Below are 23,171 nucleotides of genomic sequence, written 5' to 3'. Positions count from 1 at the left end.
GGTATTGCTTCAACGCGTCACACCGATAAAGCGCAGCCCCACACCCGGTTCGGTGACGATGTAATGCGGGTCGGCAGCGTCGTCGTGCAGTTTCTGGCGTAGCTTGCCGACCAGGATGCGCAGGTAGTGGGTGTCTTCTTCGTGGGTGGGTCCCCACACTTCGCGCAGCAATTGCGGTTGCGTCACCACGCGGCCGGCATGTTTGAGCAGCAACGCGAGCAAGGCGTATTCCTTGCGACTCAGCGGGATGGCTTCGCCATTGAGGGTGACTTCGCGCAGGCCCAGATGGATATGCAGGCGGCCATCGTCGAAGACGCTTTCTTCCACCGTGGTGCCGGCGCCGGCCTGACGCAACAGCGAGCGGATGCGCGCCATCAGTTCCTGCACGCCGAACGGTTTGGTGACGTAGTCGTTGGCGCCGGCATCGAGGGCGGCGACCTTTTCGGTTTCGCCGGCGCGCACGGTAAGCATGATCACCGGCACGTTGGACCATTGACGGATCTCGCGCAGCACTTCATGGCCGTCGCGATCGGGCAGGCCGATATCCAGCACCACCAGTTCGGCGCCCTGCCCGGCCAACAGCGCCAGCCCTTCTTCGCCGGTGCCGGCCTGCAGCACGCGGTATCCCTGCGCGCGCAGGCTGATATCGAGAAAACGGCGGATCTGCGGCTCGTCGTCGACGATCAGCACGCGGGCGGGCGGGATGGCAGGGGTGTCAGTCGGCATCGGGGCGAGGCGGCGCGGCAGGAACGAGCAACGGCAGCGTAATGCGGATCGTGGTGCCGTGACCATGTCCCCCGGCCAGCGCCTCGACGCTGCCACCGTGCGCGCCGATCATGCCTTGGCAGATGGTCAGCCCCAGGCCGGTGCCGTGACGGCCGCGGTCGCCGCGTTCGACGCTGTAAAACATGTCGAAGATGCGCGCGCGCTCGTCTTCGGGAATGCCCGGCCCCTGGTCGCCGATATCGATCTGCAAGGCGCCGCTGCGCAGCTGCGCCTGCACGGTGACGGCCATGCCCGGTGGCGAAAACTTCGCCGCATTTTCCAGCACGTTGAAGATGGCTTGTTCCACCAGCGCCGGGTGCACCCAGATCGCCGGCAGGTCGGCGGCCAGGTCCAGTTGCAGGCGCACATCCGGTTGGTAGCGCTGCAGGCGGCGGGTGGCCGAGCCGATCAACTCGTCCACGCCGATCCAGTCGCGATTCAAGGTCAGCCCGGTGTGGCCGAGCTTGGTCATGTCGAGCAGGTTCTGGATATAGCGATCCAGCCGCTCGCCTTCGAGCTGGATGGTGTCGAGCAAGGCATGGCGATCCTGCGCATCCATCGCATCGCCATAGCTGGCCAGGCTGCTGGCCGAACCGATCATCGAGGCCAGCGGCGAGCGCAGGTCGTGCGAGACGGACGACAGCAGCGCCGAGCGCAGGCGCTCGGTTTCGCCGCTCACGCGTGCGCCTTCCAGATCCGCGACCAGCCGCGTGCGCAGCGCGGCCTGGCCGATGTCGTCCACCATCGCTTCGGCCAGCCGACGTTGCTCCAGGCCAGGACGCTGCACGGCCTGCCGGAAGCGCAGCGCCGCCACACCCAGGCTGCCGCGCTCGTGGCGTACCGGCAGGCACCACCATTGCGCACCGGCCAGCGTATCGGTGAAGCGGCCCGCAGGTTGCCCATGCCGCTGCGTCCACTCCGCCGCGCTGCGGTCGAGTCCGCCGAAGCTGGCCGGTGCGTCGCTTTCGCGCTGCTCCAGGCGCAGCCAGACCTCGGCATCCAGTGCGGTGGTCAATGCACGGCGGCCGGCTTCCAACACCTGGCCAAGATCGGCGGCCGTGCTGAGCTGGCGGCCCAGCGCCTGCAGCGCGTTGGCATGCGCATTGGCCGCACGCAGCGCCAATACCTGGCTACGCAGCCGCGAGGCCAGGCGCCCGGCAACCAGTGCGGCAATCAGGAACAGACACACCGTTACCACGCCCTGGCGCGCACTGATGTGCAAGGTGAAGCGCGGTTCGATGAAGAAGAAGTTGTAGGCGACAAAACTCAGCAATGCCGCGATCACCGCAGCGGCCATGCGCGTGCGCGAGGCGACCAGCACCACGGCGACGATGAACACCATCGACAGATCGTCGATATCGGTCCAGCGCTGCAACAGCCACGCCACAGCCACCGCACCGGCGGCGGCGATGGCGGCAAAAGCCAGGTCGTAGCCCTGCAGCCAATGGCGTGGATTGCGCCAGCGCTGACGCGCACGTGCACGCGCATCGGCGGAGCTGACGATGACCAGTTCGTAATGCGCGCCACGTTGCAGCAATTGCTGGGTCAAGGTGCGGTTGAACATGCGCGCCAACGGACGCTCGCGGGTCCGCCCGAGCACCAGGGTCGAGATGCCGTTTTGCGATGCGAAATCCAGCAAGGCCTCGGCGACATTGGCGCCATGCAGCAACGCGGTGTCGCCACCCAGGCGACGCGTCAGTGCGAAGGCGCGGTCGATCTCCAACTGCCAGCCGGCATCGGCCACGGTGCGCGTCTGCACGGTGACCACGGTCCACGGTGCATCGCGGCGTTCGGACAATCGCCGCGCCACCCGCACCAGATACTCCGAGCTGCCACGCCCATCGATGGCCACCACCACACGGCGGCGCAGTGCGGCGGTACCGGGCAACCCACGCGCGGCCTGGGTATCGCGCAGATCGCTGTCGACGCGGTCGGCGGCGGTCTGCATCGCCAACTCGCGCAGTGCGGTCAGATTGGATGGCGAAAAAAACGCCTGCAAGGCCTGCGTCGCCTGTTCCGGCAAATAGACCTTGCCCTGCTGCAGGCGCTCGATCAGTTCGCGTGGCGGCAGATCCACCAGCACGATGTCGCGCAAGCGATCGAACACCGCATCGGGCACCGTTTCGGACACGCGCACGCCGGTGATGCGCAGCACGATGTCGTTGAGACTTTCCAGATGCTGGATGTTGACCGTGGTGTAGACATCGATGCCGGCATCCAGCAGCTCGACGATGTCCTGCCATCGCCGCTCGTGACGGCTGCCGGGCACGTTGCGATGGGCCAGCTCGTCGATCAGTGCCAGGCGCGGTTTGCGCGCCAGCAGCGCATCCAGATCGAGTTCTTCCAGTGTGCGGCCCTGGTAGCTCACGCGTGTGCGCGGTAGCAGCGGCAAGCCGTCCAGCAGCGCGGCGGTTTCGCTACGCCCGTGGGTTTCCACAATGCCGGCCACTACGTCCATTCCCTGCCGCAAGCGCTCGCGCGCCCGTGACAGCATGGCGTAGGTCTTGCCCACGCCGGGCGCCGCGCCCAAAAACACCGTCAGGCGCCCGCCGTGTTCGCGTTGCAGTTCGCCGATCAGCGCGTCGGCTTGTTGGGTGCGGGCGTCAATCATCGGGAATGGGGAATCGGGAATCGGGAATCGGGAATCGGGAATCGGGAATCGGGAATCGGGAATCGCAAAGCCTACAGTGGCCTGATGCGCTTAGCGCTTTTGCTTCACCCCATTCTCTATTCCCGTTTCTCCATTCCCAGCCTGATCCAACGCAAGATTCAACGCCAGCACATTCACCCGCGGCTGGCCAAGCAGACCGAACTGTGGCGCTTCGGTGGCGCTTTGCAGCAGTGCGGCGACGCGTTGCTCTGGCCAGCCGCGCGCGGCGGCGACGCGGCGCACCTGCACCTGCGCGCCCGCAGGGCTCAGATGCGGGTCCAGGCCGCTACCGGATTGGGTGAGCAACTCGCTCGGCACCGCATCCGGTGCAATCCCGTCGCGTGCGGCGACCTCCGCGCGCGTGGCGGCGATGCGTGCCTGCAGGTCGGGATTGGAGCGCGCCTGGTTGCTGCCGGCGGCCGCAGTGAGGTCGTACTTGGCGGCCGATGGACGCGGCTGGAAATAGCGCGCAGCGGTGAACGGCTGCGCGACCAAGGCCGAGCCGACCACGCGCGTGTCCTGGCGCAGCAACGAGCCGTGCGCCTGGGCCGGAAACAACGTGCCGGTGATGCCGGTGGCGATCAGCGAATACGACAGGCCCAAACCGAACAGGATGAACAGCGCGAGGATCACCGAGGCGCGTAACGCACCGTCGTCGCGCAACGGCAGCGCAGTGGAACGCGTATGAGTAGAAGACGTGGTCATGACTCAGGCACCCAGGGTGGCGACAAGCGCCAGATCGATCAATTTGATGGCGGCAAACGGCAGCACGATGCCGCCCAGCCCGTAGATCAGCATGTTTCGGCGCAACAAGGCGGTGGCGCTGGACGGACGAAACCGCACGCCGCGCAAGGCCAGCGGAATCAACGCCGGAATGATCAGCGCATTGAAGATCAGCGCCGCCAGCACCGCATGGCGCGGGCTGGACAACTGCATCACGTTGAGCGCGGCCATCGAGGGAATCGCCGCGGCAAACAACGCCGGCAGGATCGCGAAATACTTCGACACGTCGTTGGCCAACGAGAAAGTGGTCAACGCACCGCGCGTGATCAACTGCTGCTTACCCACTTCGACCACCGCCAGCAGCTTGGCCGGATCCGAATCCAGATCCACCATGTTGCCGGCTTCCTTGGCCGCCTGCGTCCCGGAGTTCATCGCCAGGCCCACATCGGCCTGCGCCAGCGCTGGAGCATCGTTGGTGCCGTCGCCCACCATCGCGACTAGCCGCCCGCCGGCTTGCTCGGCACGGATGCGTGCCAGCTTGTCTTCCGGGCGCGCCTGCGCGATGTAGTCGTCCACGCCGGCTTCTGCGGCAATGGCGGCAGCGGTGAGCGGGTTGTCGCCGGTGATCATCACCGTCTTGATGCCCATCGCGCGCAACTGCGCGAACTTTTCCTTGATGCCCTGCTTGACCACGTCGCTCAATTCGACCACGCCGAGCACATGCCGGCCTTCGGCGACCACCAGCGGTGTGGCGCCGCCGCGTGCCACTTCTTCGATACGCCCGTTCAACTCCGGCGACACCGTGGCGCCCTGTGCCTGCACATACGCCACGATTGCATCGCCGGCACCTTTACGAATTGCGCGACCGGCCAGATCGACCCCCGACATGCGCGTCTGCGCGGTGAAAGCGATGAAATGCGCAGCTTCCGGTTCGACGGCCACGGCACCTTGTTGGCGCGCGAGCTTGACGATGGATTTGCCTTCCGGCGTGGGGTCGGCCAGAGAGGCCAGCATCGCGGCATCGCGCAGCTGCGCACGATCGATACCGGCCAACGGATGAAACGCGGTGGCCTGGCGGTCGCCGTAGGTGATGGTGCCGGTCTTGTCGAGCAGCAGCACGTCCACATCGCCAGCCACTTCCACCGCCTTGCCGGATTTAGCCAGCACATTGGCCGACAACGCGCGGTTCATGCCGGCAATGCCGATCGCCGGCAACAGGCCGCCGATGGTGGTCGGGATCAGGCACACCAGCAATGCGATCAGCAGCAGCGGATCCAGCGTGACGCCGACAAAGCCTGCGATCGCCGGCAGCGACGCCACCACGATCAGGAAGGTCAATGTCATTGCGGCCAGCAACAAGGTCAGCGCGATTTCGTTCGGCGTCTTCTGTCGATTGGCGCCTTCCACCAGCGCGATCATGCGATCCAGAAAGCTGTGGCCGGGTTCGGCCGTGACCTTGAATACGATCTCGTCGGACAGCACCCGTGTGCCGCCGATCACGCCACTGCGATCGGTGCCGGCTTCGCGCAGCACCGGTGCCGATTCGCCGGTCACCGCCGCTTCGTTGATGGTGGCAAGGCCGCGCACGATCTCGCCATCGGCCGGGACGAATTCGCCTTCGGACACCATCACGTAATCGCCCGGACGCAGCTCGGCCGCCGGCACGCGGGTTTCGCGCCCACCCAATGCGGTTTCGACGCGGCGCGCGATCAGGTCCTTGCGCGCACGGCGCAACGATGCCGCCTGCCCACGGCCACGCGCTTCGGCAATGGCTTCGGCAAAATTGCCGAACAGCACGGTGACAAACAAGATCACCGTCACTGCCCAGCCAAAACCGGCATTGCCATAGCCACTGGCGGTGATCACCGCTGCCAGCAGCGTGCCGCCCATCACCACCGCCATCACCGGGCTACGCAGCAGATGCCGGGGCGAAAGCTTGATAAAGGCCGCACGCATCGCTGCGATCAGCACCGCAGCATCGAACAACGCTGCGTCACCGCGCTCGCGTTTTTCAGTTGTATCGATCGTAGACATGCTCATTCTCAGGACGCCGCCAGGGCGAGGTGTTCAGCGATGGGACCCAGCACCAGTGCCGGCATGAACTGCAGCACGGTCAGCACCAGCACGATCGCCATCAAGGTCAGCGCAAAGGTGGGTGTTTCCACCTGCAGGCTGCCGGCCGATTCGGGCGCGCGCCGCTTTGCCGCCATGCGCGCGGCCACCATCAACGGCAGGATCAAGGCCGGGTAGCGGCCCAATGCCAGCACCACCGAGCAACTCAGATTCCACCAATAGGTGGCATCGCCCAGCCCTTCAAAACCCGAGCCGTTGTTGGCGAAAGCCGAGGTGTACTCGTAGAACACCTGGCTGATGCCGTGGAAGCCCGGATTGGAATTACCGGTCAATGCCGGCACCGCAAATGCCACCGCGGTAAAGCCCAGTACCACCAGCGGCTGCAACAAAATCAGCAGTGCCAGCAACTGCACTTCGCGCGCTTCGATCTTGCGGCCGAACAATTCGGGCGTGCGCCCGGTCATCAAACCGGCCAGAAACACGCTCAATAACAGGTACACCACAAATTGCTGCAGGCCACAGCCGATGCCGCCCCAGATGGCGTTGATCAGCATATCCACCAACGTGACCAGACCACTCAGCGGCGCCAGCGAGTCGTGCATTGCATTGACCGAGCCATTGGACGTCTGCGTGGTCAACGCCGCCCAGAGCGCGGAAGCATCGGCGCCGATGCGTACTTCCTTGCCTTCCATCAGGGCTGGCGAGGCGGCACTTGCCGAATGCGCTTCGGACCACACCAACAAGGCCGTGGATGCCGCCGACATCGTCAGCATGGTGCCGAACACCAAGGCCGTGAGTCGCTTGCGCCCGGTCAGATAGCCGACCATGAACACCACGCTCATCGGCAGCAGCACCAGTGCCAGGGTTTCAAGCACGTTGCTCAATGGCGTGGGGTTTTCCAGCGCCACCGAACTATTGGGGCCATACCAGCCACCGCCATTGGTGCCGAGCTGCTTGACCGCCACCATCGCCGCCACCGGTCCCACCGGAATGGTCTGCGTGGTCATGCCGGCGCTGCTGTCCAGCGGTGCGGCAGTGGCCGCGCCTTGCAGCGTGGATGGCACGCCTTGCCAGCCGAGCAACAACGCCCACAGCAGAGACAGCGGTAACAGCACGCGCACGCTGGCACGGATGACGTCGGCCCAGTAGTTGCCGACGTCGGCCTCGGGTAGCGCCTCTGCGCTTGACGTTGGCGGGTGCCCTGCATGGCGCGCCAGCGCCGTCTCCAGCTCGTCCTGGCCGGCCACCAATGGCCGGGCGCTCGCCGTCGCGTCCGATAGCAACGCGGCATCGGACACGCGTGCAGCGGCGCGCCCACCGAACAACGCGCGCAAGGTCGCCACCGCCAACGCCAGACCCATCATCGGCGTTACCACCTGCAGGCCGACGATGCCGGTCATCTGCGCCAGATACGACAGCTGCGCCTGGCCGGAATAATGCTGTTGATTAGTATTGGTGAGGAACGACACCGTGGTGTGCAACGCGGTATCCCAACGCATGTTGGGGATGCCATCGGGATTGAACGGCAGCCACGCCTGAGTCATGAACACGCCCCAGGTCAACAGCCCGATCACCAGATTGCTGAGCAAAAACGCGATGGTGTAGCCGCGCCACGACATGCCCTGTTGCGGGCGGGTGCCGAGCAATGCGTACAACGGCCGTTCGACCCAGCCGAACAACGCATCGCCCCGCATCGGCGCACCACGCATCACCGCCGCCAGATAACGACCCAGGGGCCACGCCAGCACGATGGCCAGCGCATAAACAAGAAAGGTTTCACTCATTGGAGCGCACTCGCATCAGAAGTCTTCGGGCCGCAGCACCACGTACAGCAGGTAGGCGGCGGCAACGAGTACGGCCACGCCGCACAGCAGGGACAACCAGGCAGGCATGTCGGCTACTCCCCGTGGTGCGCACAAGGGCGCAAGGCCGCTGCGCTGCGCGAGGGCGCATGCGGCAGCTGCATGACAACAAGGCAAGGCGCTGCCGCACCGCGCGCGCAGCGCCGATGGAGCAGACAGGTCAAGGGATGCATCAGGATCGTCCACGGCGGAACCGCTCCGCCACTGCGCGCAGTCTCGTCCCGAGCTGCGTAAAGTCGCTATGGACGTGCCATGGGCGTCGCGTAAATTCCGCATAAAAGCGGTCGAGCGGTGGTTGGTCGATGCCTGGAGTGTTTGCTTGCCTTGGTGCGGTTACGGCTTGGAAGCTGGCGATTGGTTGGTTTGGCTGAGGGTGGGTGATCGAGCGGGGGTTAGTCGAGGCGGTTGGTCGAGGGCGCACTGCCCTGGCCGGTTCCGGGACACGCCGTGAATCCGTCCGTGGAGGCTCGGTGGCGGCATCCATGCCGCCACACGGTCCCGGAACCGGCCAGGGCAGTGCGCCTGTCGAGTTGGTTGCGTGCGGACGGAATGGCGTGCAGCGGTGAAGAAAGGTGAGGCTGGCGGATTCATCAAACTGGCACCACTGTAGTTCAAACAGCGCTATAGGCGGCGCCGTCTTTGCTTATGCGTAGCGTTATTCAATGACAAGAACGCGGTGAGTAAATTCATCTGCGCGCACAGCATCCACACGCGAACGATGCACTGCTTTTTAACCATGCATGCCTAGATCTCGAATGGCCCTTGCCCGCCCACCGTCGCAGGACCTTATGCGGCATGGATGCCGCATAAGAGCCTACAGGGACGTACTTGCGGCGTGTCCTGCGATGGTGGGCGGGCAAGGGCCCTGCAGCGACCGCACAGATCAGCGGCTTCTCGCCGTCGCTCATCGAACGCAACGACATGCAAAAGTGCGAGCACGCTTTGGCAGCATCTGAAAACCCAAGCCAGCGTGATCGCAGGGCGCGTTGCCCTACCCGCTTGCGAAGTACGCCATCAACCGATTACTCAGAGCTCCCTAGCGGCATCCATGCCGCATTAAGGCCAACGGGAAAATCCCACTTGTTCGCAATCTGCACAGCAGTCACGCAAGTGCAATGGCAAGGCGAACACAGGTCATGGCAATCATCCACCGCTGATGTAAGCAAACGAAGGCTCGGTATTTCCCTGATGCACTACCGCAGCGGTACGTTCAACACCGATGGCGTTGCCACCGGCGAGGTAAACGTCACCGTGCCGCCACCATCGCTTGCGTCGGTGTAGCGCGCATCGTGCGTATCGATGACCAGCACCAATCGCTGACCTGCTGGGATTTCGGCGGCGGCGGCCTGCAGCGACCAGTCCAGGGTCACCGCGCGGCCGGGCGTTGCATCGCGCAGCGAGTACGGCGCATGCGTGATCAACGAGGCAACGCCCAACGCGTCCATGCGGTACAGATACGCAAACAGGCTCACCTTCGATTGCGTGGGCACCACCGTGATGCGTAACGATGGACTGCCCGCCAGCTGACGCACACCGCTAGCCGGCGACCCGACCCACACCGCCGCGCCAGCGCGCGTGACCAGCGGAATCGAGGTGGTCACCGGCAAGCCGATGCCTTGCAACAGGCCGCTGACCAGCACCACGCCCGAGTCGGCCAGGGTCGGCACGTCGGTGGCAATGCGCGATTGCCACCCGCTGGCCGTGCCAGCGATCAATCCGCCGGTAGGGCTGAGCAGCCCGGCCGGTGCAGACAGACCCAGGCGCGTGGTGCCTTGCTGCACCGATGCCCAATCCGGATACGTCAGCCATTGCCCGGCGCGCGGCGATAGCCGCACCGGCGCTTCGGCATCCACGCCATTGCGCACTTGCTTCAGATAGCGATCGAACCAACGCGTGGCCGCGGTGTAAACCTCGTTGGGCAGGCCCAAAGCGCCGGGCAGTTCCGTGGTGGCGTGATCGCCCTGGCTCAGCAACAGTTGCTTGGGCCCGCGCAGCTGATTGAAGAAGGCAATGGTCTGATTCGGCGGGAACAAGCCGTCGTTGAAGGCATTACCCAGCAGCACTGCGGTGCCGCGCGCGTTGAGCGCGGCCACGTCGGTGACCGGGCTGCGCGAGGCCGCCTGCGGCAGGAAGCCCTGCACCGCACCATCGAAATCGCCCTGCGCCACCTTCGTACCGATCTGCGCCAGATCCGGGCCAGCGCGTCCGGTCAATGCGCCCGCCCCGACCAGCAACCCGACGCCCTGCTGGCTGACAGTGCGATTGGAATACAGCGAGGCCTCCAGATCGGCCCAGCCACTGAGCGCAGCCACTGCCTTGATGCGCGGGTCGCGTTCGGCGGCCAGCAGGCTGATGCCCGCGCCATAGGAGATGCCGGACGCGCCGATCGCATTCGGGTTGGCCGGCGTATGCGCCAGCGCCCAATCGATGACCGCACTGACGTCTTCCACGGTGTCCGGCCCGGCGATGTCGATCTGCCCGGCCGAATCCCAGAACCCGCGCGAGGTGTAACTGACGACAACGTAGCCATCGCTGGCCAGCTGAGTGGCGCGGCCCAGATATTCCAGATTGGGCAACGACCAACTGGCCGGCATCACGATCAGCGGAAACGGTCCGCTTCCCTGCCCCTGCGGCACCAGCACCAGCGCCCCCATCAGCGCGCCATCCCAGCCGGGGATGCGCTCATAGGTCTTGCTGAAGGCGCCTGCCACGGCCGATGCCGACGACACCAGCAACGCCACCGCGGCGATGCCACGGATCCAAACCTTGTTCATGCTGCCTCTCCCACGCAAGGCCGGGCTGGGATAGCCCAGCGGCAATTGCCATGCATCCGTGGTTCGGGGGGAGAACGCCGCGAACGTACCAGACGGTACGGTATGGGTTCAAGGTCGGGAGTCGGGAGTCGGCGGCTGGCGTTGAAAAACCGCGTACAGCGTCCAAGCACCAGTCGTCGAGGACCGTCAGCGCAGCAGCACCAGCCGCCACACCCTCAACCGACGAAGTGCTGATACCCACGCTGTGGGGGTTGCCAGGGATGGCCGTCGGCGTCGTGTACCACCACGCCCGGTGCGGCAACGATCTGGCCGATGCGCGTGGCAGCCACGCCGGCAAACGCCATCGCCTGCAGCACCGCATCGCGGTGCTGTGGGGCAGCGGTGAAACACAGTTCGTAGTCGTCGCCGCCGCCCAATTGCCAGCCGATGCACTGCAACGCGCTGATTCCGTCGCTGCACGGCATCCGCGGCAAGTCAGTCAACGTCAGGTGGCCGCCCACACCGCTGCGCTCGCACAGATGGCCAAGATCCGCTAGCAGGCCGTCGGAGACATCCACGCAGGCATGGGCAAGCCCACGCAGCCGCAATCCTGCCTGCACGCGTGGCTGCGGACGCAGCAGCCGGCCGCGCCATGCTTCATGCAGCGGATCCGCCGCCACATGCGTGACATCCAACGCGCCGGCCTGCCACAGCGACAACGCCGCCGCCGCTTCGCCCAGCTGGCCGGTCACCCACACGTCATCGCCCACGCGCGCGCCATCGCGTCGCAACGCAGCCCCCGGCGGCACGCTGCCGATCGCGGTGACCGCGCACGACAATGGCCCGCGCGTGGTGTCGCCGCCGACCAACGCGATGCCATGCGCATCGGCAAGCGCGAAGAATCCATCGGCAAATGCGTCCACCCACGCCAGATCGTCGTGCGGCAAGGACAGCGACAAGGTGCACCAGCGCGGCTGCGCGCCCATCGCGGCAAGGTCGGACAGGTTGACCGCCAGCGTCTTCCAGCCCAGATCGTCGGCGCGCGTTTCGTGCGGAAAATGCACACCGGCATTGAGCGTGTCGGCCGTGATGGCCAACTGCTCGCCAGCCGGCGGCTGCAGCAACGCCGCGTCGTCGCCGATGCCCAGCGGCACATCGGCACGCGCGGCGATGCGCGTGCGCAGACGCGCAATCAGATCGAATTCGGGCATGGCAACTGGAATCGGGAATGGAGAATGGAGAATCGCAAATGCGGCGGGTGGTCGCGAGCAGCGGGGCTCTTTACGATTCCCCATTCCCGACTCCCGATTCCCGCGGCGCTCAGGCGCCGCTGACGCCGCCCAACTCGACCTTGCGCCACTCCACTGCAGCGCGATCCAGCACGCCGTTGACGTAGGTGTGCCCGTGTTCGGAGCCAAAGCGCTTGGCGGTTTCGATCGCTTCGTTGATCACCACGCGGTATGGCACGTCCTGCCGATGCAGCAGCTCAAAGGCGGCCAGACGCAGCACCGCACGCTCGATCGCATCGACCTCTTCCACGCCGCGATCCAGATACGGCGTCAACGCAGTATCCAGCTCGGCGCGATGGGTGAGCACGCCTTCCACCAGGCTTTCGAAGTACGCCAGGTCGGCCACTTCGTGCGCCTGCTCATGCGCAAACTGGCCGATCACCTGCCTGGCGAAACCACCCGAGATCTGCCAGGCATACACCGCCTGCAAGGCGCGGCGGCGCGCGCGCGAGCGCAGCACCGGGTCGATGCCGTCGCGACGGCCGTGGCGGGCATGTCCACCGGACTTGCTCATGGCAACAACTCCATCAAATTCACCAGTTCCAGAGCGGCAAGCGCGCATTCCTCGCCCTTGTTGCCATGGCTGCCGCCGGCACGCGCCTCGGCATCTTCCACCCGCTCGACCGCCAGCACGCCATTGAGCACCGGCACGCCGGTCTGCAATTGCACGCTCATCAGGCCTTCGGCACACAGGTCGGCCACATGTTCGTAGTGGCGGGTATCGCCACGGATCACGCAGCCCAGCGCGATGATCGCGCCGTGCTGGCCGGACTGCGCCACGCGGTTGGCAGCGATCGGAATTTCCCAGGCGCCCGGCACGCGGATCACGTCGATGGCGTCCTCGCCGACGCCGTTGCCGGCCAGGCTCTGGCGCGCGCCGGCAACCAGCACGTCGGTGATACGGGCATTCCAGCGGCTGGCGATGATCGCAAAGCGCGCGGTGGTGGGGCGAAGATCGCCTTCGTAGTGGGTCATGCGGGTCGGCAACTCGAGGGGGCGGGAAGTTTAACAGCTGCCGGGCCCAGGCCCGGCCGACATCTGAGGCAGCGGCCCGCCGAAGCAGGCACTGCCGGGCGTCCTGGACGACAGGGCGCGCCACCTGCAGCGCGGTGTGCCATCGGCATGCGGTTGCCGATGAGCCACGGGAGACATCACCGCCGCCCGCTCCTTCGACGCCCGCACGCCCTGCAACCACGCGCTACCCGGACTGGATGCGCTACGGCACCGCTGTCGGCAGCACCGAATGCACTGCTTGGCCCGCGTGGCATTCCAGATACTCCACCACCTCCAGCCCGAAGCCGGCCAGGCCGACCTGGCGGCGCGGGGTTCCCAGCACGCGCAGCTTGCCCAGGCCCAGCTCGGCCAGGATCTGCGCGCCGGCGCCATTGCGACGCCACTGGCTGACGTCCTTGGCATTGGTGGCGGCCTCGGGCTGCTGGCGCAACCGCGCCAACAACGATTCGCTGTCGCGCGGTGCCGACAGCACCACCATCACGCCCTGCCCTTCGGCGGCGATCGCACGCAAGGCATCGGTGGCGGCCACGCCGAAATCATCGCGCTGCCAATGCAGCAGATCGGCCAACGGGTTTTCCACCTGCACACGCACCAGGGTAGGCGTGTGCGGCTCAGCGGCGCCGCGCACCAAGGCAAAGTGCAGATCGTGGGCGATGCGGTCGCGGTAGGTCACCAGTTTGAACGGGCCGAACTCGGTGGTGATCTCGCGCTCGTCCACACGCTCGACCGTGTGCTCGTTGGCCAACCGATAGGCGATCAGATCGGCGATCGAGCCCATCTTCAGCCCATGCTCGCGGGCGAACACTTCCAGCTGCGGGCGGCGCGCCATGCTGCCGTCCGGGTTGAGCACTTCCACCAGCACGCCGGCCGGTTCCAGCCCGGCCAGCATCGGCAGATCGCTGGCGGCTTCGGTGTGCCCGGCGCGGGTCAGCACGCCACCGGGCTGCGAAATCAGCGGGAAGATGTGACCCGGCTGACTCAGGTCCTGCGGCTTGGCATCCGGGCGCACCGCGGTCCGCACCGTGTGCGCACGGTCGTACGCCGAGATACCGGTGGTGACGCCCTCGGCCGCCTCGATGCTGACGGTGAAGTTGGTCTGAAACTGCGCGGTGTTATTGCGCACCATCGGCGCCAGGCCGAGTTGCGCGCACCGCTCGCGGGTCAGCGACAGGCACACCAGCCCGCGCGCGTGGGTCACCATAAAATTGATGTCCGACGGCTTGACCAGCTCGGCGGCCATAATCAGATCACCCTCGTTTTCGCGCTCTTCGTCATCGACGATCACCACCATGCGCCCGGCACGCAACTCTTCGATCAGCTCGGGAATCGGCGCGAAATTCATGCCGCACCCCGCGTGCCGAGCAGGCGTTCGACATAGCGCGCGACCAGATCGATTTCCAGATTCACCGCAGCGCCCACCGCAGTGGCCGCAAACGCGGTATTGGCGACCGTGTGCGGAATCAACGCCACTTCAAAGCCGACCAGGTCCACGTCGTTGACCGTGAGGCTGACACCATCCACGCAGATCGAGCCCTTCTTGGCCACGTAGCGCAACACCGCCGGTGGCGCCGCAAACCGCCAGCGCTGCGCACGCGCATCCTCGTGCACCGATTGCACCTGACCCAGCCCATCGACGTGGCCGCTGACGAGATGCCCGCCAAGGCGATCGGTCGGGCGCATCGCACGTTCCAGATTGATCACCGCGCCTTCCGGCAACGCGCCCAAGGTGGTCAGCGACAGGGTTTCGGTGGACGCATCGGCCTGAAAACTGGCCGCGTCGAACGCGATCACGGTCAGGCAGACACCGTTGACGGCGATACTTTCGCCGAGCTGCACCGCCTCGAACGGCAAGTTGCCGACAGCGAAGGTAAACCGCACATCGCCACCCTGCGGTTGGCGCGCCGCCAGACGGCCGACGCCTTCGATAATTCCGGTAAACATCAGCGCGCCCCCGTGTGCAGCAACGATCGGAGAGATTCAGCGCGGTAAAAGGTCGCGATGCAACGCGACAGGTGATGCAAAGACATAGTCGTTTCTCGCAGGAGTTGAGCGAAAAACGCCGCAAGGCAAAGCAAACAGGCGCGCGCACAGCCGCAAGGGCTGCGCGTTGGCCGTCTTCTTTCATCCGGACTATACCGTCGGCTCCGGCATCGGACCGGATCTGCTGACCTTCGCATCACGCCAGCAATGACATGCCGGACACCGCTGCGAAGCGCTCGCGGGCTCGCACGCTTGCACGTGCCTACCGCCGGTGGGGAATCGCACCCCGCCCTGAAGACGTTCGTAAGGACCGGCGAACCGGCCGGCGCAGTTTAACAGCGCGCATCGGCGACATTGCTGACCACCAGCTAAGGCCAACAGGACGCTGTGTCGTGTCAGGAATTTCCCCATAGCCAGTTTTGTGAAGAGTCTGTTAAATTGCGCGCCGCGGCGGGAGACGTCGCGCTTTTTTCCAGCCTGCAACAGGCCGGAAGACACGGACATCAATTCGGAGAGAACATCTAATGCGCACCACCCTGATTCTGGCTGCCCTGTTGGCCGCCACCCCGTTTGCAGTCGCTGCTGAAGGCCTGAGCTACAGCTACGTCGAAGGCGGCTGGAACCGCACTGAAATCAACGTCAACGGCGATTCCGACGACATTGATGGCGGCTACATTCGCGGCTCGTGGCAGATTGCCGAGCCGGTTTACCTGTTTGCGGGCTACCAGCGTGCGTCAAACGACTACGGCTTTCCAAACGACATCACTCTGGAAGCGACACTGCAACAGGCCAATTTGGGTATCGGCTACCGTCAGGAAATGACCGAGCGCGTCGATTTCATCGCAGATGCCAGTGTGCTACGTACGAAGATCGAAGCTGAAGCGAAACAGGCAGGCAGCCGCATCTACTCGGCTTCATCCGCCGACAGGAACTTCGGCATGGTCAGTGTTGGTCTACGCGGCAAGCCTTCGCCGCGCACGGAGGCATGGATCAAGGCTGGCTATATCGATGGCAATGATCTCGACCAAGGCGAATTTGCCGGCACCCTGGGCGGCCAGGTCAACTTCACCCCGACCTGGGGCCTGGTCGGCGAGGTCGAATTCATCGACGATGCCAACCAATATAAGGTCGGCGTGCGCGCAAGCTTCTGATCGATGCGCTGCAGCTCTAGAAAGGCTCCGCTTGCGGAGCCTTTTTTGTGTCCTCGACTGCTGGCGGGATCAGCTTGTCCCTTAAGGAAGGTCTGAACAATGAGGCCTGAGAGTGCGGGATGTCGCGTCGTTCCGGAGAGTCGCGTTTGGATCTTCGGAGTTTCGCCATTTCTGGCGCTTTCCGTGGGAATTCCACGGATCACAGGCGCACGCTCCCCATCGCAGGCAGTAATTGCTTTCGCTTCATCCACAGGTTTGACAGCGCAAACAAGGTCAGCACGTGTGCGGTGTTCTTGGCCAGGCCGCGATAGCGGACCTTGGTGTAACCGAACTGGCGCTTGATCACCCGGAATGGATGCTCCACCTTCGCGCGCACGCTGGCCTTGACGTGTTCCAAACGCTGTGCCCGAGCACGCTCGCGCTTCTTGCCGATGGCTTGGATCGTCCAGGGCCTGGCGGCGATGAAGAATGCAGCGTCGCACGCCTGCAGTTCGTCGCGTTTGTCCGCGCCGGTGTAACCGCTGTCGCCGAACACGCTGTCTTCTTTGCCATGCAGCAACGTGTGCATCACCGTGACATCGGCGACATTGGCCGCTGTGCAATGGACGTGGTGCACCAACCCGGAAAACTCATCCACGCCGATGTGCGCCTTCATCCCGAAATACCACTGATTGCCCTTCCTGGTCTGATGCATCTCAGGGTCGCGCGCATGGTCGGCATTCTTGGTCGAGCTGGGTGCAGCGATCAGGGTCGCATCGACGATCGTGCCGGAGCGCAGGCTCTGGCCCTTGCGCGCCAGATGTGCGTTGACCGCTTCCAGCATCCGTGCGGCAAGGCCATGGGTCTCCAGCAGGCGCCGAAAGTTGAGAATCGTGGTCTCATCCGGAATGTCGTCCAACCCACCGAGCTGGGCAAAGCGCCGCAAGGTCGGAATCTCGTGCAGCGCTTCTTCCATCGCCGGATCGCTCAACGCATACCACTGCTGCAGCAGATGAATCCGCAACATCGTCGCCAGTGCGTACGGCTGCCGACCTGGCCGTCCCGACACCGGATAGTGTGCAGCGATCAGACCGAGCAATTGCTGCCACGGAACGACCTGCTCCATCTCGGCCAGGAAGATCTCGCGCCGGGTCTGCTTGCGCTTGCCCAGGCCCTCAGCGTCACCGAACGTCAGTTGCATGGATGATTCCTCAACACGAGGCGGGTAGTGTCGCGCATCTGCCGTGCTTTGTTCAGAGGTTCCTTAAGGCAAAAGCGCTTCGCCACGCTAGATCCATACCGATAGCGTGCTGCCAGATGGGAACGCCGCTTGCGCACCGTTCGCAGCATGGCCAGCGCACCCCGAGGGAATTCCACAAATCAGGTTCGCAGCTGAAACAATCTCCGACACCTCAGCAGCAGCCTTATGTGCCAGTAGCTAACGAGCAGGACAGACACAGCAAATCAGAGGGCGCCAGGCCAAGTACACCATCCATCGACTTGCGGGAAGCGATTCAAAGCCAGCGGCGCACCGCCGCGCGGTACACCGCATACTGAGCCTGGAAGCGTGCCGACAGGCAGCGCTCCTCGGGCAGTATCTGAAAAACCGTTATGTAGCCGATAAACAGCGCAACTGCGAACAGGCCAAGCACCTGACCACGGCACATGACCCAGCCCAGCAATACCAGGGCATAGCCCAGGTACATCGGGTTACGCGAGTAGCGATACAGCCCGGATGTCACCAACGCAGAGGACCGTTCCGGGTGCAGTGGATTGACCGTGGTATGCGCAGACCGAAACATGACTTTCGACCATGCATTGATTGAAAGGCCAAGCGCAAGGCACAGCACGCCAACGGTAATGCACACACGCGAGTAGAACGCTCCGGGCAATAGCCACACCACGGCTGCAAGCACAACCAGCAGAATGGGCGATGGAAACCGCGTCTCTAGCGCCTGCAACATCGCACGCACGCCTGCTGCGATTTGCATCCAGAAACGTCCAGAAGCCGGAGCATGCCGCCGACCACGACACCACACCGCATCCTGCTATTGATTGAGCGTGGTTTCGATGACATCGACGATCTCACTGACGGGGATCGTGAAAACTCCAGCATTGCCCTCTTCAAAAGCAGTCCGCCAGGTTGTGTAGCCCTCCAGATACTCCGGGTTCACCGCGGCCTGGCCGACAAGCGTCGTCACCGAGCTTTCGAGTGTCGTTCTGGACACCGGAGAGTGCGGCAACTCCGTTGAGATGGCGTTGGGCGCACGCGCATTTTTTACCCGAACGTCGCGAATGCTGATATGGAACACTTCGCCAATCTTCGGTTCGATCTCGATCCTGTTGATCTGCAGCGTCGAACCTGGCTCTTCGGCCCTGTTGCGATACTCCCAGACTTGCCCTTCCGCAAACTGCCGGGCGTGTGCAGTGTCCATGGTCATAGTGAGAAATCCGATGACAAGAAGGGAAGTGAGCTTCATCTAAAGAGGCTTAAGAGCACGTGTCGGTCGGTAGTGTCTAACCGTCACCTGCATCGCTGGTCACTTCGGACCCGCCCTGCCCCGGCAGGCGATGCATTCGGTAAGGTCACCCTCAGGCCTCAAGGCTTACAGAACACGTGAGTTACAGAATCAGCAGCCTGCAACGTTCTCTTGTACCAAAGCCAGCGCTCATTCAACGGCACCAGGCAGATAGCGCAGCCGCAGGTCCTGGCCAAGTTGGCGCACATCGGCCAGATGCAGCGTGCGACGCTGCGCCATGGTGTCGATGCCAAGCCCGGCCAACAGCGGTCTGGCGGCATCGCCCAGCACCACCGGCGCCAGATAGACCAGCAGTTCATCGACCAGACCGGCTTGCAGCAGCGCACCGCTCAGGGTTGCGCCGGCTTCGGCGTGCACTTCGTTGATACCGCGCTCGGCCAGCAGCGCCAATACCGATCCCAGATCGGAGCGACCGTCGTGCAGTGGCATCCCGACGAACTCGGCGTTGTGCAGCGACGGCGCTGGTGCAGCGTTGCCATGTAGATAGAGCGTCGGTGCATCGCCCTGACGAATGTTCCCGCATTCCAGGGTGCGCAAGCGCACATCCAAGACGACCCGCAACGGCGGCTCAAAAGGTGTGTCATCGCCCAATCGCACGGTCATCGCCGGATCGTCGGCAAGCACCGTGCCGGCACCGGTCAGGATGGCACCGGCACGCGCGCGCCAGCGTTGCACGTCGGCACGTGCGTCTGCACCGGTGATCCACTTGGACTCGCCGCTGGCCAGCGCAGTGCGCCCATCCAGGCTGGCGCCCAGCTTGACCCGCAGCCACGGACGGCCACGCTCCACCCGCGCCAGAAATCCGCGATTGAGTTCGCGCGCCTGCGCCTGCAGCACGCCGCTGACCACCTCGATCCCCGCCTCGCGCAGCAGCGCGAAACCACCGCCGTTGACCTGCGGAAACGGGTCGGCCATCGCCGCGACCACGCGCGCCACGCCCGCCTCGATCAAGGCCAATGCGCACGGCGGCGTGCGCCCGTAATGCGCGCACGGCTCCAACGTGACGTACGCGGTCGCTGCGCGTGCACGCTCGCCGGCAGCGCGCAGTGCGAACACTTCGGCATGCGGGCCACCGGCGCGTTGATGGAAGCCTTCGCCCACGCACACGCCATCGCGCACGATCACGCAGCCCACCATTGGATTGGGGCGCGTGGTGTAGGCACCACGTTCTGCCAGGCGCAGTGCCTGCGCCATCCAGCGGTGGTCGTCGGCCGTCACGTTCATTGCGTTGCTCCTTGCGGCGCGATGGCCATCACCACGATCTGCATCGGGCCTAATAACAGCTCGGCATGCGCGTGCCAGCCAAGTCGCTGATAAAACGGCACCAGCGCCGGTTGGCAATACAGATACAGCAACGGCACCTTCAATTGCGCAGCCGCCCGCACGCAGTGCGCCACCAGTGCTTCGCCGATGCCCTGCCCGCGCGCCTGCGGCTGCACGTACAGCGATGCCAGCCAGGGCGACCATTGCCGGATGCGCCCATCGTCGTTCTCCAGCAGGCTGACCGACCCGAGCCAGTACGACTGATCGAGCGCGACCCAGGTGGTGGGAATCACGCCATCGCGGGTATGGCTGCGCAGTTCGCTCAACGCTTCGTCGATGTTCCAGTCCGGTAACAGACTGCAGAAGGCCTGCAGATGCGCCTGCGCGATGGCAGGCAAATGTTCTGGCGTGTCCGCTACGCAGGCGATGCGCATGCGCTCAGCGCTTGCCGGGTTTGCCAGCACGTTCCAGCGCCGCTTCCAGCAGCGGCAATTGCTCGCTGCCGACCGGGAGCTCGCGCTCGAGCTTTTCGATTTCTTCGCGGAAGTCGGCCACGTCCTGAAAACTACGATACACCGAGGCAAAGCGCACATAGCCCACATGGTCGAGTTTGCGCAGCTCGACCATCACATATTCGCCCACGCGCAGCGAGCCCACTTCACGCTCGCCGGACATGCGCAGCTGATGCACCACCGCGCGCACCGCCGCTTCTATCTGTTCCTCGGACACCGGGCGTTTCTGCAGCGCGCGGTCGAAGCTGGTGCGCAGCTTGCGCGCGTCGAACGCCTCGCGCCCGCCATCGCTCTTGACCACCGTCGGCAGTTTCAGTTCGATGGTTTCCAGCGTACTGAAACGCTCGCCGCACGCCTCGCACTCGCGGCGCCGACGAATCGTCGTACCGTCTTCGGACACCCGCGAATCGATCACGCGGGTGTCGTTGTGCTGGCAAAAGGGGCAGTGCATCAGCGGAGCCGGGACCGGGGACCCGGGACGCGGGACGCGGGGAAAAGCCAGGAGCGCCCGTTATCCAGTTGGACAGGCGCACGCGCAGACACGGGAAACACGGCTTTCCCGTGTCCCCAGTCCCCGGTCCCCGGTCCCGGCATCTCAGCCATACACCGGATACTTCTTGCACTGCGCGGTCACTGCATCGCGCACCTTGGCCAGCACTGCGTCGTCGGCCGGTGCATCCAGCACGTCGGCGATCCAGTTGGCCAGGTCGATGCTGTCCTGCTCCTTGTAACCGCGCGTGGTGATGGCCGGGGTGCCCAGGCGCAGGCCCGAGGTCACGAACGGCGAGCGCGGGTCGTTGGGCACCGAGTTCTTGTTGACGGTGATGTGCGCCTTGCCGAGCGCGGCCTCTGCATCCTTGCCGGAGACATCGCGGCCGATCATATCCACCAGCATCAGATGATTTTCGGTGCCGCCGGAGACGATCTTGTAGCCGCGCGCGATCAGCGTGTTGGCCATGGCCTGGGCGTTCTTGACCACCTGCTGCTGGTAGGTCTTGAAGGCCGGCTCCAACGCTTCCTTGAACGCAACCGCCTTGGCCGCGATCACGTGCATCAACGGGCCACCCTGGATGCCGGGGAACACGATCGACTGCAGCTTCTTCTGCAGCTCTTCGCTGGCACCCTTGGCGACGATGATGCCGCCGCGCGGGCCGCGCAGGGTCTTGTGGGTGGTCGAGGTCACCACATGCGCGTGCTCCATCGGGCTGGGGTACACCCCGGCGGCGACCAGGCCGGCGACATGCGCCATATCCACGAAGAGATACGCACCGACGCTGTCGGCGATGGCGCGGAAGCGCGCCCAGTCGATCTTCTGCGAATACGCCGAGAAGCCGGCGATAACCATCTTCGGCTTGTGCTCGGTGGCCAGGCGCTGGACCTCGTCGTAATCAATCAGACCCTGCTCGTCGACGCCGTACTGCACCGCGTTGAACAACTTGCCCGACGCGTTGACCTTGGCACCGTGGGTCAGGTGGCCACCATGGGCCAGACTCATGCCCAGGATGGTGTCGCCTGGCTGCAGCAGCGCCAGATAGACCGCCTGGTTGGCCTGCGAGCCGCTGTGCGGCTGCACGTTTGCATAGTCGGCGCCAAACACCTGCTTGATGCGGTCGATCGCCAGTTGCTCGGCAATGTCGACGAACTCGCAACCACCGTAATAGCGCTTGCCCGGATAGCCTTCGGCGTACTTGTTGGTCAGCTGGCTGCCCTGTGCCTCCATCACCAGCGCGCTGCAGTAGTTCTCGCTGGCGATCAGTTCGACGTGATCCTCCTGGCGGCCGACTTCAGCGGCGATGGCCTTGGCCAGTTCGGGGTCGTAGGTTTCCAGTCGGGCGTCGCGCGAGAACATTCGAAACTCCGGGGCAGCTGCAGCCAGTAGGGCCGCCGATTGTAAGCCCCCGCCGCACGGGTGACCAATCGCGCTGCTGTTGCGGGCAATGCGCCCGGTCGGCCGGCGCGCGGCGCAAACGACAAAGGCGCACCGACGTGCGCCTTTGTGTGATGACCGGCCCGATTGCTCGGCGAGCAACCCGGTGCCTGCTCAGTTGTTGAGAACCAGGTCGGCGATGACGCCGGTGGCAATGGCGACCAGCAGCAGATTGCCGGTGTTGTCGCGCTGCCAACGGTAGCCGTACGGCGGGCGACGCAGGTTGTAGCGGTCGTAGTCGTTCACAACATAGACCGGACCGTGGTAACGCTGGCCGCGGGCCCAGTACGGGCGCGGCGGCGGGCCAGCGCGGTAGTAGGTGGGGCGATCGTAGACATAGACCCGGCTGCGGTCGTAGCGACGGTCCTGGTAGCGGGCATCGCGATATCCCTCGCGGTAGCCGCTGCTGTAATAGCGGCGGTCGTCGCGACGGTCGTCGTGCCAGTCGCGGCGGTCGTTGCGCCAGTTGCCATGATCGCGGCCGCGGTCGTGGCGATCGTCGCGGTCGTGACCACCGCGATCGTGGCCGCGGCCCCAGTCGTCGGCAAACGCTGCCGGGGCCACGGAGCCCAGCGCCAGGATGGAAGAAAGCACAACAGTGACAATGCGTTTGCGGTTCATGACGAACTCCTGTTTGCGATGTCGCAATTTCATTAAGACGCTGCCTGCCTTAATGCATTCTTGCTGGAA

At 64.8% G+C, this 23,171-nt stretch carries 21 protein-coding genes and 1 riboswitch; of the genes, 1 reads left to right on the top strand and 20 read right to left on the bottom strand.

Annotated elements, in window-relative coordinates; all coding sequences use genetic code 11:
• Positions 1-9: 9 nt before the first annotated feature.
• The 12 genes from ACCQ06_RS04595 to ACCQ06_RS04540 all read right to left on the bottom strand — a co-directional run bounded on the left by ACCQ06_RS04595 (position 10) and on the right by ACCQ06_RS04540 (position 15,070).
• On the bottom strand, positions 10-726 hold the full coding sequence (locus tag ACCQ06_RS04595; RefSeq protein WP_228324425.1) for a response regulator: 717 nt from the start codon (positions 724-726) through the stop codon (positions 10-12).
• Positions 716-3,376 (bottom strand): DUF4118 domain-containing protein, encoded by a 2,661-nt coding sequence (locus ACCQ06_RS04590; RefSeq protein ID WP_316690461.1) that lies wholly within the window; start codon positions 3,374-3,376, stop codon positions 716-718. The genes ACCQ06_RS04595 and ACCQ06_RS04590 overlap by 11 nt, the downstream gene beginning before the upstream one ends.
• A 90-nt stretch (positions 3,377-3,466) precedes the next feature.
• A complete protein-coding gene (gene kdpC / locus ACCQ06_RS04585; protein ID WP_316690459.1) occupies positions 3,467-4,120 on the bottom strand; it encodes a potassium-transporting ATPase subunit KdpC in 654 nt (217 codons plus the stop codon).
• 3 nt (positions 4,121-4,123) lie between these two features.
• Positions 4,124-6,172, bottom strand: a complete 2,049-nt coding sequence (kdpB, locus tag ACCQ06_RS04580) for a potassium-transporting ATPase subunit KdpB (protein WP_104615860.1) — start codon at positions 6,170-6,172, stop codon at positions 4,124-4,126.
• An 8-nt stretch (positions 6,173-6,180) separates the two neighbouring features.
• Positions 6,181-7,995 (bottom strand): potassium-transporting ATPase subunit KdpA, encoded by a 1,815-nt coding sequence (gene kdpA / locus ACCQ06_RS04575; RefSeq protein ID WP_316690458.1) that lies wholly within the window; start codon positions 7,993-7,995, stop codon positions 6,181-6,183.
• A 15-nt stretch (positions 7,996-8,010) separates the two neighbouring features.
• Positions 8,011-8,103: a potassium-transporting ATPase subunit F gene (locus tag ACCQ06_RS04570; RefSeq protein WP_006452907.1), complete on the bottom strand. Its 93-nt coding sequence runs from the start codon at positions 8,101-8,103 to the stop codon at positions 8,011-8,013.
• 1,163 nt (positions 8,104-9,266) lie between these two features.
• On the bottom strand, positions 9,267-10,847 hold the full coding sequence (locus ACCQ06_RS04565; RefSeq protein ID WP_316690368.1) for a CocE/NonD family hydrolase: 1,581 nt from the start codon (positions 10,845-10,847) through the stop codon (positions 9,267-9,269).
• A 215-nt stretch (positions 10,848-11,062) separates the two neighbouring features.
• Positions 11,063-12,037, bottom strand: a complete 975-nt coding sequence (thiL, locus tag ACCQ06_RS04560) for a thiamine-phosphate kinase (protein WP_316690366.1) — start codon at positions 12,035-12,037, stop codon at positions 11,063-11,065.
• Between the two features lie 109 nt (positions 12,038-12,146).
• Positions 12,147-12,629: a transcription antitermination factor NusB gene (gene nusB, locus ACCQ06_RS04555; RefSeq protein ID WP_316690364.1), complete on the bottom strand. Its 483-nt coding sequence runs from the start codon at positions 12,627-12,629 to the stop codon at positions 12,147-12,149.
• Positions 12,626-13,090 (bottom strand): 6,7-dimethyl-8-ribityllumazine synthase, encoded by a 465-nt coding sequence (ribH, locus tag ACCQ06_RS04550; RefSeq protein WP_055850871.1) that lies wholly within the window; start codon positions 13,088-13,090, stop codon positions 12,626-12,628. Before ribH ends, nusB begins: the two co-directional genes overlap by 4 nt.
• Before the next feature lie 241 nt (positions 13,091-13,331).
• Positions 13,332-14,471: a 3,4-dihydroxy-2-butanone-4-phosphate synthase gene (gene ribB / locus ACCQ06_RS04545; RefSeq protein ID WP_228324139.1), complete on the bottom strand. Its 1,140-nt coding sequence runs from the start codon at positions 14,469-14,471 to the stop codon at positions 13,332-13,334.
• The gene (locus ACCQ06_RS04540) at positions 14,468-15,070 is read right to left on the bottom strand and encodes a riboflavin synthase (protein WP_316690362.1); all 603 of its coding nucleotides are present in this window, start codon (positions 15,068-15,070) and stop codon (positions 14,468-14,470) included. Before ACCQ06_RS04540 ends, ribB begins: the two co-directional genes overlap by 4 nt.
• Before the next feature lie 168 nt (positions 15,071-15,238).
• Positions 15,239-15,412: riboswitch (FMN riboswitch) on the bottom strand.
• Positions 15,413-15,633: 221 nt separating this feature from the next.
• Between ACCQ06_RS04540 and ACCQ06_RS04535 the strand changes: the two genes are divergently transcribed.
• The gene (locus ACCQ06_RS04535; RefSeq protein WP_316690360.1) at positions 15,634-16,260 is read left to right on the top strand and encodes an outer membrane beta-barrel protein; all 627 of its coding nucleotides are present in this window, start codon (positions 15,634-15,636) and stop codon (positions 16,258-16,260) included.
• Between the two features lie 199 nt (positions 16,261-16,459).
• Here ACCQ06_RS04535 and ACCQ06_RS04530 read toward each other — a convergent pair whose 3' ends face one another.
• From ACCQ06_RS04530 to ACCQ06_RS04495, 8 genes are all read right to left on the bottom strand, one after another.
• Positions 16,460-17,440, bottom strand: a complete 981-nt coding sequence (locus ACCQ06_RS04530) for an IS5 family transposase (RefSeq protein ID WP_316689989.1) — start codon at positions 17,438-17,440, stop codon at positions 16,460-16,462.
• Between the two features lie 313 nt (positions 17,441-17,753).
• Positions 17,754-18,203 carry a methyltransferase family protein gene (locus tag ACCQ06_RS04525; protein WP_316690359.1) on the bottom strand — a complete coding sequence of 150 codons (450 nt, stop codon included), beginning with the start codon at positions 18,201-18,203 and terminating at the stop codon, positions 17,754-17,756.
• 84 nt (positions 18,204-18,287) lie between these two features.
• Positions 18,288-18,719 (bottom strand): hypothetical protein, encoded by a 432-nt coding sequence (locus ACCQ06_RS04520; protein WP_316690357.1) that lies wholly within the window; start codon positions 18,717-18,719, stop codon positions 18,288-18,290.
• A gap of 189 nt (positions 18,720-18,908) precedes the next feature.
• The gene (gene ribD, locus ACCQ06_RS04515) at positions 18,909-20,003 is read right to left on the bottom strand and encodes a bifunctional diaminohydroxyphosphoribosylaminopyrimidine deaminase/5-amino-6-(5-phosphoribosylamino)uracil reductase RibD (protein WP_316690355.1); all 1,095 of its coding nucleotides are present in this window, start codon (positions 20,001-20,003) and stop codon (positions 18,909-18,911) included.
• Positions 20,000-20,476, bottom strand: a complete 477-nt coding sequence (locus ACCQ06_RS04510) for a GNAT family N-acetyltransferase (RefSeq protein WP_316690352.1) — start codon at positions 20,474-20,476, stop codon at positions 20,000-20,002. Before ACCQ06_RS04510 ends, ribD begins: the two co-directional genes overlap by 4 nt.
• Before the next feature lie 4 nt (positions 20,477-20,480).
• Complete coding sequence (nrdR, locus tag ACCQ06_RS04505) at positions 20,481-21,005, bottom strand: transcriptional regulator NrdR (protein WP_005997276.1); 525 nt, start codon at positions 21,003-21,005, stop codon at positions 20,481-20,483.
• Between the two features lie 144 nt (positions 21,006-21,149).
• Positions 21,150-22,403 carry a serine hydroxymethyltransferase gene (glyA, locus tag ACCQ06_RS04500; protein ID WP_316690345.1) on the bottom strand — a complete coding sequence of 418 codons (1,254 nt, stop codon included), beginning with the start codon at positions 22,401-22,403 and terminating at the stop codon, positions 21,150-21,152.
• A gap of 192 nt (positions 22,404-22,595) precedes the next feature.
• Entirely contained in the window at positions 22,596-23,102 is a 507-nt protein-coding gene (locus ACCQ06_RS04495; RefSeq protein ID WP_316690344.1) for an RcnB family protein, read from the bottom strand.
• Positions 23,103-23,171 lie beyond the last annotated feature (69 nt).

This window comes from Xanthomonas sp. NCPPB 4467 (assembly GCF_041475665.2).
Classification (GTDB): domain Bacteria; phylum Pseudomonadota; class Gammaproteobacteria; order Xanthomonadales; family Xanthomonadaceae; genus Xanthomonas; species Xanthomonas dyei.
The sequence above is the reverse complement of the archived record's forward strand: the minus strand, read 5'-3'. Positions and strand labels throughout refer to the sequence as shown.